This is a genomic window from Domibacillus mangrovi (assembly GCF_001906925.1).
GTDB lineage: Bacteria > Bacillota > Bacilli > Bacillales > Domibacillaceae > Domibacillus > Domibacillus mangrovi.
Genome location: NZ_MRWQ01000008.1, coordinates 20,455 through 36,357 on the forward strand (window position 1 = coordinate 20,455; position 15,903 = coordinate 36,357).

Annotated in this window: 17 protein-coding genes and 1 other RNA gene; 8 read left to right on the forward strand and 10 right to left on the reverse strand. The window is 42.2% G+C overall.

Annotated elements, in window-relative coordinates; genetic code table 11:
• Window positions 1–7: 7 nt before the first annotated feature.
• On the reverse strand, window positions 8–139 hold the full coding sequence (locus tag BLL40_RS10095; protein ID WP_425429413.1) for a Sec-independent protein translocase family protein: 132 nt from the start codon (window positions 137–139) through the stop codon (window positions 8–10).
• Window positions 140–239: 100 nt separating this feature from the next.
• Here BLL40_RS10095 and BLL40_RS10100 point away from each other — a divergent pair, with 100 nt between their 5' ends.
• Entirely contained in the window at window positions 240–779 is a 540-nt protein-coding gene (locus BLL40_RS10100; protein ID WP_073711789.1) for a tyrosine-type recombinase/integrase, read from the forward strand.
• An 83-nt stretch (window positions 780–862) separates the two neighbouring features.
• On the opposite strand, the gene BLL40_RS10105 is transcribed toward BLL40_RS10100, so the two are convergent.
• Window positions 863–1,555: a universal stress protein gene (locus BLL40_RS10105; protein ID WP_073711790.1), complete on the reverse strand. Its 693-nt coding sequence runs from the start codon at window positions 1,553–1,555 to the stop codon at window positions 863–865.
• Window positions 1,556–1,848: 293 nt separating this feature from the next.
• On the opposite strand from BLL40_RS10105, the gene BLL40_RS10110 reads away from it, so the two are divergent.
• The 7 genes from BLL40_RS10110 to BLL40_RS10140 are packed head-to-tail and all read left to right on the forward strand — an operon-like array spanning window position 1,849 to window position 7,605.
• The gene (locus BLL40_RS10110) at window positions 1,849–4,263 is read left to right on the forward strand and encodes a Na+/H+ antiporter subunit A (RefSeq protein ID WP_073711791.1); all 2,415 of its coding nucleotides are present in this window, start codon (window positions 1,849–1,851) and stop codon (window positions 4,261–4,263) included.
• Window positions 4,250–4,672: a Na(+)/H(+) antiporter subunit B gene (locus BLL40_RS10115; RefSeq protein WP_073711792.1), complete on the forward strand. Its 423-nt coding sequence runs from the start codon at window positions 4,250–4,252 to the stop codon at window positions 4,670–4,672. The genes BLL40_RS10110 and BLL40_RS10115 overlap by 14 nt, the downstream gene beginning before the upstream one ends.
• A gap of 1 nt (window position 4,673) precedes the next feature.
• A complete protein-coding gene (locus BLL40_RS10120) occupies window positions 4,674–5,012 on the forward strand; it encodes a Na(+)/H(+) antiporter subunit C (protein WP_073711793.1) in 339 nt (112 codons plus the stop codon).
• Window positions 5,005–6,486, forward strand: a complete 1,482-nt coding sequence (locus tag BLL40_RS10125; protein WP_073711794.1) for a Na+/H+ antiporter subunit D — start codon at window positions 5,005–5,007, stop codon at window positions 6,484–6,486. Before BLL40_RS10120 ends, BLL40_RS10125 begins: the two co-directional genes overlap by 8 nt.
• A 30-nt stretch (window positions 6,487–6,516) precedes the next feature.
• Entirely contained in the window at window positions 6,517–7,002 is a 486-nt protein-coding gene (locus BLL40_RS10130) for a Na+/H+ antiporter subunit E (RefSeq protein ID WP_073711795.1), read from the forward strand.
• A complete protein-coding gene (locus BLL40_RS10135; protein WP_073711796.1) occupies window positions 6,999–7,283 on the forward strand; it encodes a Na(+)/H(+) antiporter subunit F1 in 285 nt (94 codons plus the stop codon). The genes BLL40_RS10130 and BLL40_RS10135 overlap by 4 nt, the downstream gene beginning before the upstream one ends.
• The gene (locus tag BLL40_RS10140) at window positions 7,261–7,605 is read left to right on the forward strand and encodes a Na+/H+ antiporter subunit G (protein ID WP_073711797.1); all 345 of its coding nucleotides are present in this window, start codon (window positions 7,261–7,263) and stop codon (window positions 7,603–7,605) included. The genes BLL40_RS10135 and BLL40_RS10140 overlap by 23 nt, the downstream gene beginning before the upstream one ends.
• Before the next feature lie 84 nt (window positions 7,606–7,689).
• Here the strand turns inward: BLL40_RS10140 and ssrA are convergent.
• From ssrA to tpiA, 8 genes are all read right to left on the reverse strand, one after another.
• Window positions 7,690–8,057, reverse strand: a transfer-messenger RNA (tmRNA) gene (gene ssrA, locus BLL40_RS10145).
• 72 nt (window positions 8,058–8,129) lie between these two features.
• On the reverse strand, window positions 8,130–8,597 hold the full coding sequence (gene smpB, locus BLL40_RS10150) for an SsrA-binding protein SmpB (RefSeq protein ID WP_073711798.1): 468 nt from the start codon (window positions 8,595–8,597) through the stop codon (window positions 8,130–8,132).
• Window positions 8,598–8,617: 20 nt separating this feature from the next.
• Window positions 8,618–10,984: a ribonuclease R gene (rnr, locus tag BLL40_RS10155; protein WP_073711799.1), complete on the reverse strand. Its 2,367-nt coding sequence runs from the start codon at window positions 10,982–10,984 to the stop codon at window positions 8,618–8,620.
• A 22-nt stretch (window positions 10,985–11,006) separates the two neighbouring features.
• Window positions 11,007–11,753, reverse strand: a complete 747-nt coding sequence (locus tag BLL40_RS10160) for an alpha/beta hydrolase (protein WP_073711971.1) — start codon at window positions 11,751–11,753, stop codon at window positions 11,007–11,009.
• A gap of 178 nt (window positions 11,754–11,931) precedes the next feature.
• The gene (gene secG / locus BLL40_RS10165) at window positions 11,932–12,165 is read right to left on the reverse strand and encodes a preprotein translocase subunit SecG (RefSeq protein WP_018394517.1); all 234 of its coding nucleotides are present in this window, start codon (window positions 12,163–12,165) and stop codon (window positions 11,932–11,934) included.
• Window positions 12,166–12,282: 117 nt separating this feature from the next.
• A complete protein-coding gene (gene eno, locus BLL40_RS10170; RefSeq protein WP_073711800.1) occupies window positions 12,283–13,578 on the reverse strand; it encodes a phosphopyruvate hydratase in 1,296 nt (431 codons plus the stop codon).
• A gap of 15 nt (window positions 13,579–13,593) precedes the next feature.
• Window positions 13,594–15,129, reverse strand: coding sequence for a 2,3-bisphosphoglycerate-independent phosphoglycerate mutase (gene gpmI / locus BLL40_RS10175; protein ID WP_073711801.1), 1,536 nt, complete (start codon window positions 15,127–15,129; stop codon window positions 13,594–13,596).
• Window positions 15,122–15,883, reverse strand: a complete 762-nt coding sequence (gene tpiA / locus BLL40_RS10180) for a triose-phosphate isomerase (RefSeq protein ID WP_073711802.1) — start codon at window positions 15,881–15,883, stop codon at window positions 15,122–15,124. Before tpiA ends, gpmI begins: the two co-directional genes overlap by 8 nt.
• Between the last annotated feature and the right edge of the window lie 20 nt (window positions 15,884–15,903).

Genomic DNA, 15,903 nt, shown 5'->3' on the forward strand with positions numbered 1-15,903 from the left:
TATATGATTATTTTACTTCATTGTCCGACTTTTCTTGCGGTTGTTTTTTCGCTTTCTTGTCATCATCTTCCATAAGACCTTTTGTCGAGTTTTTAAATTCCGTTAATGTTTTACCTGCTGCTCGACTGATCTCTGGCAACTTTTTAGTTTTTTTATTTATATGCGTATATACCTTATCATTTGAATGTTACTTAAAGGGATGATACCATTATATTAAGTAACATCAAGGAGAGAAGACAGTGGAATATGTTAACCCAATCAAAAACATAGATGAAATACAATTAATCAAGGAAATTTTAAAAAAACAATCGAGCCGAGACTTTGTCTTATTTGTATTAGGCATTAATACAGGACTTAAAATTAACACGCTTCTATCTTTAAAAATCAATCAATTGGTAGACGAGTCCGGAACAATCTTTTCATTTCTTCATGTAGACAATCAAACGATTTATTTGAATGATCAAGTTAAATCAGCCTTAACGTTTCATTTGAACCAAAATAAGACGACGATCGATGATTATCTGTTCAAATCACCGAAAAGTGAATTACCCATTTCGCGTCAACAAGCCTATCGTGTCATCCATGATGCGGCAAGAAAAGCTGGGATAGATGATCAGATTGGCACTCATACGCTGAGAAAAACCTTTGGCTACCATGCCTATATAAAAGGGATTGCTATTTCCCTTATTCAAGCCCGGTTTCATCACGCTAGCCCATCCGAAACATTTCGTTACATCGGAATGGATGCTACTGATCAAAAAATAGACGTAAATTTATAGTGCTTCTTCTAACAATACATACAAAAAAGCCTGCAAAGAAAATAGCTTCTTTCTCTGCAGGCTTTTAAAACAAAATGGTTCTTCTATTCTTTATGTTTAAACGTCTCTTCTTTAATGGAAGCGTGGATAGAAGTAGGCTCTGTAATTCGATCGTCAGTTACATGAAGTTGACACGTTTTATTGTCTTTAATAAATTTGAAGACGCCATTATTAAAATCTGTGCCAGTTTCTTTGTAAAAGATTCCTTCATGAATGACTTCATCAGAGTAGGTAAAGCTAATAAGATATTCTTCATCAGATTTTACTAAATAAGCTCTTGTCCCGCTATCAAAAAGATTGTCCTCGTCCTCAACAGAGCGGTCGATCGAAACGATATGAAAATCCACAAACGAGATTTCACGCAACAAAGTGTTGACAAAAGATCCCTTTTTAATTTCTTCCCAACGACTTTGAGGAGACTGGCCCAAAATAATTTGGGTAATATTTAATTCACGGGCAACTTCGGCAATCACTTTCACAGGTGGTCTCTTTTCATTATCGCGAAAGATTAACTCTTCCGCACCCTGTTCTTCCGCTAAAGCTTTCCATCGATCGATGTAGGCTGCTTTGTCCGCACTTAGTTCTTCTTGAGGAAGTGAATCAACAGTCAAAATGTAAAGCGGGCAATCTAGCATGTTCGCAATGTTGCAGCCGCGCTTGATTAGCCGTTCGCCATTTGGACCATAATACGCACAAACTAAAATGCTTTCATCCATACGGGCTCTCAATCTTTTCATAACGACTACACCTCTATCTATCATTTTTTAATGATTTTGTTCATTTTGCATAGCTTTAAATCTAAAGTTTAATACAGATACGACAAAGATAGTTTTCTTGCCCTAAATGACTAGATTATAGGGGAGTTGTCGAAATTTCAACCCCTAAATTTTTTAATGATGGTCACTTTATTTATATTCCCCTATTTGACATTGCTTACAAGGAAATAACTGTTTTTTTATTCAAGTTTTTTTAAAATTGAATACTTTCTTGCACGACTTGAACGATATCAAAAGAATAAGGAGGAACTTGTTTGATCTCTATTCATGCTTTTATTCTCATCCCGATTTTAACAGCTTTTCTGATCCCGTTCATCGGGAAGCAATTCCCAAAATGGCATCTCGGATGGGTCACACTTGCCGTCCCGATTTTATTATTTAGCTTTTTCGTTTCAAAAATCCCCGTGATTTCCGCCAATAGAACCATCACAGGCTCTATCCCCTGGATTCGAGCATTGGATCTTCATTTTGCCGTTTATTTAGATGGCCTCAGTCTCATTTTCACGTTATTAATTGCAGGGGTTGGAAGCTTAGTCGTTCTGTATTCCATTTTTTATTTATCGAAAGAAAAGGAATCACTTTCCCATTTCTACGCCTACCTATTACTCTTCATGGGGGCAATGCTCGGAGTTGTGTTATCTGATAACTTAATGGTGCTCTACCTATTCTGGGAATTAACGAGTATTTCCTCATTTTTACTCATTGCCTTTTGGTTCCATCGGAAAAAATCCCGTTACGGTGCTCAAAAATCCTTTTTAATTACGGTCGGGGGCGGTATTGCCATGCTTGTCGGGTTCATCATGCTGCAAGTGATGACCGCGACAAACAGCGTGCAAGAAATCATTGCAATGCGAGATTCGATTCAAGATCATGAATTATTTGTTCCAGCTTTAGTGTTAATCTTGCTTGGCGCTTTTACAAAATCGGCCCAATTTCCATTCCATATCTGGCTGCCGGATGCAATGGAAGCACCAACGCCCGTCAGTGCCTATTTGCACTCTGCCACGATGGTTAAAGCAGGATTATTTTTAGTCGCCCGCTTTACGCCTGTTTTTGGCGGCGAAGCGACCTGGTTTTGGCTTGTAAGCGGTGTAGGCATTTTCACGATGTTTTGGGGCTCCTTTACAGCCGTTAGACAAAATGATTTAAAGGCGTTGCTCGCTTATTCGACGATTAGCCAATTAGGGTTAATGATGTCTTTATTCGGCCTCGGATCTGCAGCGTTGCAAGGAGGCGCTTCCATCGATTCCATTATTTATACACAAGCGATCTTTGCCGCCCTCTTTCACCTTGTCAATCATGCCACGTTTAAAGGAGCTCTTTTCATGGTTGTTGGGATTGTCGATCATGGAGTGGGGACAAGGGATGTTCGTAAACTAGGTGGTTTACTCTCCCTCATGCCGATTACGTTCACATTATCGGTTATTGGCAGCTTTTCAATGGCCGGACTTCCGCCATTTAATGGTTTTTTAAGTAAAGAAATGTTTTTTACAGCTGTATTAAATGCCCATGAAATGTCGATGTTCTCTATGGATACGTGGGGTCTTTTGTTTCCGGTTATCGCCTGGATAGGAAGCATTTTCACCTTCATTTATTCCATGTTCATCGTCTTTCGGACATTCCTCAGACCGTATCGCCGTGAACGACTGGAGAAAGACCCGCACGAAGCATCAATTGGGATGTTGCTATCCCCAATTATCCTATGTACGTTCGTCATTCTCTTGTTTTTCTTTCCGAATCTGTTAAGTAAATACTTGCTTGCACCTGCCATGAACGGGATTCTTCCTACCTATCAAAACATGGAAGGGTTCATTCCTAAAATCTCTGCCTGGCATGGATTTAATTTAGAATTATTGATGACAGCAGGTGTTGTCATTCTTGGGATCATTCTAATGAACACCTATCGATTCTGGAATGTTATTTATGACTTATTTCCTGAGAAGCGAAGTCTTGATCGCGGGTATCAATGGCTATTGGCAGCAAGCGAAAGCGGATCAAAAAAAGCAACAGACCATTATATGACAGGATTTTTGCCAAACTACCTTTATTATATCTTTGGTTTTCTCTTGCTTACAGTAGGCGGCACACTCTTTCTATCAGGAAGCATCGTCTTTGATCCTTCCAACGATGCGCCAGTCAGTTTGTATGAAGCGATCTTTGTCGGGATCATGGGCATCACAGCGGTCGGCATTCTTTTTGCAAAGTCTCGCATGACCGCTACATTGTTAAACGGTGTTCTTGGCTATTCGATCGCCGTGTTCTTTGTCTTATTTAAAGCACCGGACCTTGCGCTGACGCAGCTTGTCGTTGAAACTGTTACAACCGTCTTATTTCTCCTTTGCTTCTATCATTTACCCGAGTGGTCAAAAGAAGATCGTTCATGGAAAGTTCGTTTCCCTAAAATCATCCTTTCCATCGGCATGGGTGCGCTAACGGTATTGATTGCGTTATCTGTACAAGGAAACAATTTATTTGAATCAATCTCTAGCTATTTTGAGGATTCATATGAACTTGCGGGTGGACGTAATATTGTCAATACCATTTTAGGAGATTTTCGTGCCTTCGATACGATGCTGGAAGTAGTCGTTCTATTTATAGCGGGCATCGGCGTCTACACTCTCGTGAAATTAAAAGCACCGCAAGGAGGGGATAAAATTGAGAGAAAATGATCTCATTTTACAAACCGTATCAAAAGTCGCTGTGTTCATTATTTTAACATTCGGCGTTTATTTATTTTTATCAGGACATCACAATCCAGGAGGCGGATTTATCGGCGGACTTACGTTATCATCTGCTTTCGTCCTTTTGTATTTAGCCTTTGATGTGGAGTCCGTTAACGCAGGGATTCCACTCAATTATAAAATGGTAGCTGCTATAGGTGTTTTGATCGCGATATTCACTGGAATGGGTTCTCTCCTATTCGGAAGAGCTTTTCTAAGCCAATCTTCTGCCTACTTCAATCTTCCCGTTTTTGGAAAGACAGGATTTGCGACCGTCACATTATTTGAATCAGGGATTGCTTTAGGTGTGGTTGGTGTCGTCATCACGATCATGATCAGCATAAGTGAGGATGTGTAAGATGGAAACGGTCATCACTCTTTTAGTCGGTTTACTTGTATCTGTTGCCACTTACTTGCTGCTCTCAAAAAATGTGATTCGGGTCGTATTAGGCAGCGCGATTCTTTCTCATGCCATCCACCTGCTGCTCATAACGATGGGCGGGTTAAAAAAAGGAGGCGTGCCTATTTTAGGAGATAAAGTTGAAACCTATGTGGATGCGTTGCCACAAGCGCTCATCTTAACAGCCATTGTCATCAGTTTTGCCGTGACTTCGTTTTTCCTTGCTCTTATGTATCGCACGTATCAAAGCATTGGAACTGATAATTTGCACGAAATGAGAGGGACGAACGATGAATAATATTTTAGCATTTCCTATGATCCTCCCGATCATTGCCGGTGTTTTATTGCTTTTCTTTCGTTTAAAACCGAACGTTCAACGATGGGGCAGCGTGTTGACAATGGTCGTCGTCTTTCTAATCAGTCTTTCGATTTTAGAAAAAGTAATGGATGAAGGCATCTTACGTCTTGATTTCGGAGAATGGGCACCGCCATTTGGTATTACCTTCGTGGCAGATGCTTTCGCGATGCTGCTCGTCACAACGTCTTCACTCGTGACCATTCTTTGCTTATTGTATGCTGCTTTTGCAAAAGATGAAAAAAGAGAAAAGTTCTTTTTATACCCATTTTTATTATTGCTGATCGCAGGCGTAAATGGGGCATTTTTAACAGGAGACTTATTCAATTTATTTGTTTGTTTTGAAGTAATGCTTCTTGCTTCGTATGTATTAATGACACTTGGAGGCGAGAAAAAGCAGCTGACAGAAGGAATTAAATACATTTTAATTAACATTTTATCTTCTTGGTTTTTCTTACTTGGAATTGCTTATTTATACGGTACGCTCGGAACGTTGAATATGGCTCATTTATCCCAGCGGATTGCAGAAGCCGGACAGCCGCCGCTGCTTACGACGATCAGCATTTTGTTTTTGATCGTCTTTTCCCTCAAAGCAGGATTAGTGCTTTATTTCTGGCTTCCTGGTTCTTACGGGGCATTGCCTACAGCTGTCTCTGCCCTCTTTGCGGCATTGCTGACAAAAGTAGGTGTATATGCGTTATTTCGCTCTTTCACTTTATTGTTTTACCATGAGCCATCGATTACACATACGATCATCGGCGTGATGGCGATGATGACGATGATCGGCGGCAGCATCGGAGCGATTGCGTATAAAGATGTGCGTAAAATCGCGGCGTACAATGTTATTATCGCCATTGGATTTATTTTAGTTGGACTGGCTTCCAATAATATAGAGTCGATGCAAGGCTCTATCTATTACCTCGTACATGATATTCTCGTGAAAGGTTTGTTATTCCTCATGGTTGGAACAGTGATTTATTTGACCGGGAAAACGAGATTTGATCAAGTCAGCGGTTTAATGACCAACTATCCGCTGTTCGGTTGGATTTTCCTTATTACTCTTCTATCTTTAGGCGGTATCCCTCCGTTCAGTGGTTTTGCCGGTAAGCTATTAATTGGAAAAGGAGCACTTGTTGCCGGTGAATATGTGATGGTTGCCGTAGCCTTTTTATCAAGCTTGTTCGTATTATATTCGCTACTACGCATCTTTTTACATATGTTCTGGGGCGAAACATCCATTCTTAAAAAGAACCAAATTTACTTATCAAAAGGAATGTTAGCATCCTGTTTTATTTTAGCCGTATTAACAATCGGACTCGGTTTAGGGATGAGTGTCGTTTCTCCTTATGTGACAGATGCAGCAAACGTGTTAACGAATCCGCACCTTTACATTGAAGGGGCGCTGAACAATGACTAATGGGTTCGTTCACAATGGAGGTGGAATTAGATGTACCAACAATTTCTTTTAAACTTGTTAATTTCTGTTTTATGGGTCTTCTTAAAAGATGAGGATTCACTCAGAGTTCCCACTCTTTTATCCGGTTTTTTAATTGGTATTTTCATCTTGTTTATTATGCATCGATTTTTTGGAACACCTTTTTATTTGAAGCGTGTCTTTTCCATCGTGAAATTGCTCTTCGTTTTCAACTATGAGCTTTTCGCTTCCAGCCTATTGATCATGAAACAAATTTTACTTCCAAGCACAACGTTTGAACCAGGGGTCTTATTGTATAAAACAAAACTTCAGAGTGATTGGGAAGTAACGGCTCTTGCCCTTCTCATCATCTTAACGCCTGGCTCTGTCGTCCTGCGCATTTCACCTGAAGGAAATGTGCTGACGATCCATGCAATGGATGTGAAAGATTCGAAACTAATGTTATTAAAATCAATTCGCATGTATGAAAAAGTGATTTTGGAGGTGTCTCGTCCATGATTAACCTTATATTCGTGACGGCAATCGTTCTGTTTAGCATTGCCGTTCTAATTGTACTTTTCCGCGTTTTAAAAGGACCCACGCTGCCGGATCGTATTGTCGCGTTCGATGTGATCGGTGTTAATCTTATTTCTATTGTCGCCGTATTAAGTGTCGTTTTGAAGACGAAAGCGTATTTGGAAGTGATTTTGATTATCGCGATTCTCGCTTTTATTAGCACGGTCGCCTTCTCAAAATATATTGAGAGGGGGGTCATCATTGACCGGAAACGAAATCGTTGAATTGATTGCCGCCTTGATGGTATTGTTTGGCAGCTTTGCCGCTGTCATTAGCGCTTATGGTATCGTGATTTTGCCTGATGTGTATACTCGTTCGCACGCTGGAACGAAAAGTTCAACACTTGCCGTGCTGCTCACTTTAACAGGCGTATTCATTTTTTTCTGGTCCGCTGAACATTATATAAGCGTTCGGCTTGTTCTCGGTATTGTCTTCTTATACTTAACCGCACCCGTCGCAGGGCATCTTATTTGCCGGGCTGCCTATCATTCAGATGTGGAGCTTGCAGGCAAGGCAGAAGATACGATTTTACAACATGAAGAATAAAAAAATAAAGCATAACTTGTCCTTATAAGACAAGTTATGCTTTATTTTATAAGAATATCCACCAGGACATATTTAGTATGTATTTGGTGGAGACGGCGGGAGTCGAACCCGCGTCCAAAGATAACGGCACCTGAGCGTCTACGGGTGTAGCCGTACTATTTAGAGTCTCGCTGATCCATTTGCCGAACGGCAGGCCTTTGGATCAGCCAGTCTGATTAGTCTCTTCTGTCATCCCCAGACGGAGGAATCGAGCGTAGTCCGCTTAAAGTGGGCCCCTGATCCGACTGCACGGACAACAGCGGGAGGAGCACAGGCTAACCTAAATTTAATTAGGCAGCTTGTAGTTGTGTTTGTTGTTTGCCAGTTATTATAGGCAAGTGCGTTTTGACAGAGCCGACCCTCTGACCCGCAGCCCAGGCTCGAACTACCCCTGTCGAATCCGTAACGTCCCCCGGATTAAAGTTGTAGCTGATTGTTCTGCTTTTTTGTGACATGACCCATTGTAACATAGATTTAATGGCTAATCAACCTTTTTGACGATCACGGAATGCACGCTCAATATCACGCTTCGCTTCTTTCTGTTTCAAGTCCTCACGTTTGTCGTATTTCTTTTTCCCTTTTGCAAGGCCAATCAGCATTTTCGCATAGCCGTCTTTCAAATAAATTTTAAGTGGTACGATCGAGTATCCTGCTTCCTTCGTTTCACCGATCAGCGTATTAATCTGCTTCCGGTGCAACAGAAGTTTTCTTGTACGAATTGGGTCATGGTTATGAATATTTCCTTGCTCATACGGGCTGACGTGCATATTGTGAACAAATAATTCCCCGTTCCGGATGCGGGCGAATGAATCTTTTAAATTCACTCGTCCCGCACGGATTGCTTTAATTTCAGTCCCTAACAGCACCATGCCTGCTTCATATGTTTCTTCAATAAAATAGTCGTGGCGCGCTTTTTTATTTTGCGCAATCACTTTACCTTCTCCTTTTGGCATCGGTTCGTTCCCCTCACTTTTTACTTCTGTTTCTTTTTCCTTGGCACACCTTCATAAAATTTACGTTTCTTCTTCTTTTTCAATGATGACTTTGTGGACCATTCACCGCCATTGCCTTTCATATCAGGACGCGCCGGTTTTTTTTCTAGTTTCATTTCTTTTCGTTCTGGCTGTTCCTTTTTGCCACGGCCCCGCGGTTTTTTCGTGCGGGCTGAATCTTCACGCTTCGGACGCTGACGCTGTTTTTTCATACCGGCAATTTCAAAATCAACGGATTGTTCTTCTTTATTCACATCCCGAACACGCACTGTAATTTCATCGCCTATACGGAACACATTCCCAGTCCGCTCGCCGATCATCGCAAAATGGCGTTCATCGTAACGATAATAATCATCCGTCATAAAGGATACATGAACGAGTCCTTCAATTGTATTATCAAGCGCCACAAACATCCCGAAATTCGTGACAGAACTAATCACACCGTCGTATTCTTCGCCGATTTTATCAAGCATGTACTCCGCCTTTTTTAGCTCATCTGTATCACGCTCTGCTTCGACTGCACGGCGTTCCATACTAGACGTATGATCCGCAATTTCTGACAGCCTTGCATCCCATTTTTCCTGCGTTTGCCGTGAGGTGTCTCCATTAATTAAATATGTGCGGATGAGACGATGAACAATTAAATCCGGATAACGACGTATAGGCGAGGTAAAATGTGTGTAAAATTCCGTTGCCAGACCAAAATGACCGAGGCTGTTTGGATTATATTTCGCCTGTTGCATAGAACGAAGCATAACGGTTGAAATAACCGTTTCTTCCGGTGTCCCTTGTACGCCTTCGATAATGGCTTGCAGTGCACGCGGATGAACGGAATTCGCTGTTCCTTTTACATTCAAACCGAAGTTCGTTAAAAACTCAAAAAAGCGCTGTAATTTATCTTCTTTCGGATCTTCATGAATGCGGTAAATAAATGGAAGTTCCATCCAGTGAAAATGCTCAGCGACTGTTTCATTGGCTGCCAGCATAAATTCTTCAATCAGCTTTTCACCGACAGAACGTTCACGTATGATCACGTCCAGTGGATGTCCGTCTTCATCCACAATGACTTTTGCTTCTTTAAAATCAAAGTCAATAGCACCGCGCTCTGTCCGTTTTTCTCGTAAAATCGCTGCTAACTCTTCCATCCGTTCAAATAATGGTACGAGCGGCTCATATTTTGTACGCAACTCTTCGTCTTTGTCCACTAAAATGGCGTTCACATCCGAATATGTCATCCGCTCTGCTGTACGGATCACACTATCGAAAATTTCATGGCTAACGACTTCACCTGCTGCATTAATTTCCATTTCACATGATAACGTCAACCGGTCCACTTGCGGATTTAAGGAACAGATCCCGTTTGAAAGACGATGCGGGATCATCGGAATTACGCGATCAACTAAGTACACACTTGTTCCTCGTTCATACCCTTCACGGTCAATGGGTGAATTTTCCGTTACGTAATGACTAACGTCGGCAATGTGAACACCAAGCTTGTAATTTCCATTGTTAAGTTTCGTTACAGTGACCGCATCATCGAGATCTTTCGCATCAGCGCCGTCAATCGTCACGATGACCTCATCCCGAAGATCACGCCGTCCTTTTATGTCTTGTTCATCGATTTGTTCCGGCACGTTATTTGCCTGTTCTAATACATCCTCTGGAAATTCCTGAGGCAATCCATGTTTATAAATAATCGACATAATATCGACACCTGGATCGTTTTTATGGCCGATAATTTCGACAATTTCCCCTTCAGCCGATTGTCTGCCTTCCGGCCATCGTGTAATATGAACAACGACTTTATGTCCATCAATCGCACCCGCTGTTTTCTCTTTCGGAATAAAAATATCAACGTTGAATTTTTTATCATCCGTTTCTACAAAACCAAAGCTTTTTTTATCAATGAACGTCCCGACAATGTCTGTCTGGCCTCGCTCTAAAATACGGATCACTGTTCCTTCCCGCCGCGTTCCACTTTGATCTTCTTTCGTCACTCTAACAAGTGCGGTGTCACCATTTAACGCTCCATTTATTTCATGAGGTGGAATAAAGACGTCATCAACACCTTGCTCATCAGGTATCAAAAAAGCAAAACCTTTCGCATGGCCGGAAATTTTCCCACGCACAAGATTCATTTTCTCCGGCAATCCATACCGGTTCGCACGTGTTCTGACAACGAGTCCACGCTCCTCCATATACACAAGTGACTTGACAAAGTCGCGGAAGCCATCCGATCCTTCAATACCGAGTACTTCTTCCAGTTCCTGCACGGTGAGCGGCTTGTAAGATTCTTCTTTCATGTATGTCAACAAGCGGTCGACATTTTCTTGTATGTGCTGATCCATTTGGGAGACCCTCCGTTTCGGTTTACACGGTCCAGTCAAGACGTTCAAGAAAGCTGAGAATATCTTTATGTAGCTGCTCTTTTTCTTGATCAAGCGTAATGACGTGACCGGATTCTTCATACCATTTTATTTGCTTTTCATCTGTTTCCACGCTGTCAAAAATGATATTGGCACTGTTCGTATCAATCATGTTATCCAGGCGTGCCTGCACAATAAACGTTGGTGCGTAAATATGGTCGATGTGACTCCGGACATCTTGCACTAAATCACGTAAAGCATTCAGCGTGTTCATTGGTGTTTGTTTAAACACTTCTATTTCTTCTTCAATGACTTCCGCTGATTTCCCTTCAAATTTCTTAAACCCGCGCGCATACTCCACAACCCCATTATACATCGTTGTCTCATCTTCCATCGACATTGGCGCACACATTGAAATAATACCCTTTATAGGTTTAGTATAACCGAGTTTAAGTGCAAAAACACCGCCAAGCGACAGCCCGCAGACAGCAATTTCTTCATAGCCAATGTCCAATAGATGATTGTAGCCCTCAACGACGTCCATCCACCAGTCCTCAGGGCCTGTTTTTACTAACTCTTCCGGCGGTACAGCGTGTCCTTTATAATGTGGCGCGTGTGATGTATATCCATTTTTCTCCAGAAAACGCCCGATCATGCGCACATCAGCAGAATTCCCCGTAAATCCGTGCAGCAAAAGAACCGCCCGTTTTCCTGATTGAAATGTAAATGGTTTTGGTATGGCAAGTTTCATGTGCATGATTTCCTTTCTTTTATTTATAGTAATGGTTCCGCGACGTCCTGTCGCAACGCCTTTGTGACCCACATCCTGTTGGCCCAACCAAGAACGCGATAACCCACCGCAACGCCTTTGTAACCCATATCCTGTCGGCCACAAAAAAAAAGGCGATTCAGCTGAATCGCCTGTTTTATTACAAACCGAAATAAGAGAGCGCAATCGTCAAAACGAAAAACAGCACAGACAATACAACGGTGAGACGATGAAACACAAGATCAATTCCGCGCACTTTTTGTTTACCAAATAACTGCTCCGCACCACCGGAAATCGCACCAGATAATCCTCCGCTTTTTCCTGACTGTAAAAGAACAACAGCTATGAGTGCGATTGAAACGATGACGAGCAGCACTAAAATTAACGTATGCATGTATTTAGTTACCTCCATTAACGAACGTATAGATAGATCTATTATATCACACATGCTTCTTCGTGAAAATGTCTAAGCAAAAAGCCCGGGCGGCCGCCCGGACTTCCTGATTTACTTTTATTTTTTCAAATTATAGAACGTGTCGTTTCCAAGATACTCGGCAAGGTCAGCCAGGTTGTCTTCAATACGAAGAAGCTGATTATATTTCGCCACACGATCCGTACGTGACGGAGCTCCTGTTTTAATTTGCCCAGCATTCGTTGCAACAGCGATGTCCGCAATCGTTGCATCTTCTGTTTCACCAGAACGGTGAGAGATAACGGCTGTATAGCCTGCACGTTTCGCCATTTCGATCGCATCAAATGTTTCAGTCAATGTACCGATTTGGTTTACTTTAATGAGGATCGAGTTACCTACGCCGTTTTTAATACCTTCAGACAATTTTTTCGTGTTTGTAACGAAAAGGTCATCCCCAACAAGCTGTACGCGATCGCCAAGGCGCTCAGTCAACAATTTGTGGCCTTCCCAGTCGTTTTCATCCAAACCATCTTCAATTGAAATAATTGGATATTTATTCGCCATTTCTTCATACCAGTCAACCATTTCAGCAGATGTTTTCACAACGCCTTCACCTGAAAGGTGGTATTTACCGTCTTCTTTATTGTAGAACTCAGAAGAAGCAGCATCCATAGCTAGTTTCACTTCTTCGCCTGGTTTGTAGCCTGCTCTTTCAATTGCTTCGATAATCGTTTGAAGAGCTTCTTCATTTGATCCAAGGTTTGGTGCAAATCCACCTTCATCACCTACTGCTGTGTTCAAGCCTTTTTCTTGTAAAACAGCTTTCAAGTTGTGGAAAATTTCTGCACCCATACGAAGGGCTTCTTTAAATGTTGGTGCACCAACAGGCATCACCATGAATTCTTGAATGTCCACGTTGTTATCCGCATGTTCTCCGCCATTCACAATGTTCATCATCGGAACTGGAAGCTGCTTGCCGTTTACACCGCCAAGGTATTCATAAAGGTATACGCCATGATAGTCTGCTGCTGCATGCGCAACGGCCATAGACACACCAAGAATAGCATTGGCGCCTAGTTTCCCTTTGTTTTCTGTGCCGTCAAGTTCAATCATCGCTTTATCGATGCCAATTTGATCTGTTACGACAAAGCTGCCCACGATTTCAGGAGCGATCGTTTCATTTACGTTTTTAACAGCTTGCTCGACGCCTTTTCCAAGATAACGGCTTTTGTCGCCATCACGAAGTTCAACCGCTTCATATTCACCTGTTGATGCACCTGATGGAACGAGCGCGCGTCCGAATGCACCGGACTCTGTATATACTTCTACTTCGATTGTTGGATTTCCACGTGAATCAAGTACTTCGCGTGCATATACGTCTGTAATTACTGGCATTATTTTTTCTCTCCTTTAATTTTCAATAATCGTTTTTCCGGTCATTTCAGCCGGTTGTTTGATATTTAATAAATCAAGCATTGTCGGTGCTAAGTCGCCTAAAATGCCACCGCTTCGCAAAGTGACGCCTTCTTTCGTGACGATCACTGGCACCGGATTTGTTGTGTGAGCTGTCATTGGATTGCCTTCCATTGTCATAACTTCATCCGCATTTCCATGATCCGCTGTAATAATTGCTGTCCCGCCTTTTGACAAGATTAAGTCTACGATCCGGCCTAAACATTCATCAACCGTTTCAATTGCTTTAATTGTCGGTTCAAGTAACCCGGAATGACCAACCATATCCGGATTCGCAAAGTTTAAAATGATCGCGTCCTGTTTGTCCCCTTCAATTTCCGCAAGCAACGCGTCCGTCACTTCATATGCGCTCATTTCCGGTTTCAAATCATACGTTGCCACTTTCGGCGAATTGATTAAAATGCGTGTTTCACCTGGAAATTCATCCTCACGTCCACCACTCATAAAGAACGTGACATGTGGATATTTTTCCGTCTCCGCAATACGAAGTTGGCGAAGATTATGTTTTGAAAGTACTTCACCGACGGTATTCGACAAATCTGTTTTATTATACGCAATTACACCTTTTACAGATTCACTGTACGGTGTCATGCATACAAAAAATAAATCTTTCGGCTGTTTATCGCCCCGGTTAAAATCATGGAACGTTTCGTTTGTAAATACATTGGCTAGCTGTATCGCACGGTCTGGACGGAAGTTAAAGAAAATGATCGCATCCTTGTCTTTCACTTTCGCAATCGTTTCTCCGCTCTCCCCTTTAATAACAGCAGGTTCAAAAAATTCATCGTATATACCGGCCGCATAAGAAGCATCCACCGCTTCAATTGGATCTTCAAACATTGGCGCTTCATTGTAAGCAATAGCCCGATATACTTTTTCAACACGCTCCCAGCGGTTATCGCGATCCATCGCATAGTAGCGGCCTGAAATCGTTGCGAATTGGCCGACACCAAGTTCGTCCATTTTCGCTTGTACATCTTTAATGTACCCTTTTGCTGTTTTCGGTCCAACGTCACGTCCATCTAAAAAGGCATGAACATATACCTTTTCAACGTCTTGACGCTTCGCAAATTCAAGCAATGCTTTTAAATGTTCAATATGGCTATGTACACCACCATCTGATAACAAACCGAATAAGTGAAGAGCTGTACCATGTTCTTTTGCATATGCAGCTGCTTGTATAAACTGCTCGTTATCAAAAAACTCACCATTACGAATCGCAATGTTAATGCGTGTTAAACTTTGATAGACAACGCGGCCGGCACCGATATTCAGATGGCCGACTTCCGAATTGCCCATCTGACCTTCTGGAAGACCGACTGCTTCACCGCTTGCTGTTAATTCCGCATGCGGAAATTGATTCCAGTAACGGTCAAAATTTGGTTTTTCCGCCTGTGCGACCGCATTTCCACTCGTTTCTTCCCGGCAGGCAAACCCGTCGAGAATAATGAGGGCGACCGGTCCTTTAGCCATTGCTAACAGCCTCCAATAATGCTAAGTAAGAAGCCGCATCCAAGCTTGCGCCGCCAACAAGTGCGCCGTCAATATCCGACTCTGCCATGTATTCAGCGATGTTTTCTGGTTTTACACTGCCGCCGTATTGGATGCGGACCGAATCAGCTGATTTTTCTGAATAAAGACCACGGACTGTTTCCCGAATATGTGCACATACTTCGTTTGCATCCTGTGCGGAAGAAGATTTACCTGTGCCAATTGCCCAAATTGGTTCGTAGGCAATGACCGTATTGCTTACTTGCTCTTCTGTTAAGCCTTCAAGTGCCGCTTTAATTTGGCCGGCTACGAAATCGTTCGTTTCGCCTGCTTCACGCTGATCAAGCGTTTCACCACAGCATACGATTGGAACTAAACCTTGTTTAAATGCCGCACGTGCTTTTTTGTTTACAGATTCGTCTGTTTCATTAAACATTTCACGACGTTCAGAGTGCCCAATAATCACATAAGAAACACCAAGATCTGCGAGTGCTTTCAAACTTGTTTCACCTGTAAATGCACCACTTTCTTCAAAGTGTGCATTTTGCGCACTGATTTTCACATTTGTTCCTTCAACCGCTTCCACAAGCTGTCCCAAGAAAAGTGCTGGTGCACCGATGACACTGTCAACAGAAGCTGCTGCTGGTACTTTTTCTTTCACACTATTTGCAAATTCAAGTGCTTCTTCCAATGTCTTATTCATTTTCCAGTTTCCCGCAATAATAGGCTTACGCATGTAAAAAATCCCCCTTAAAA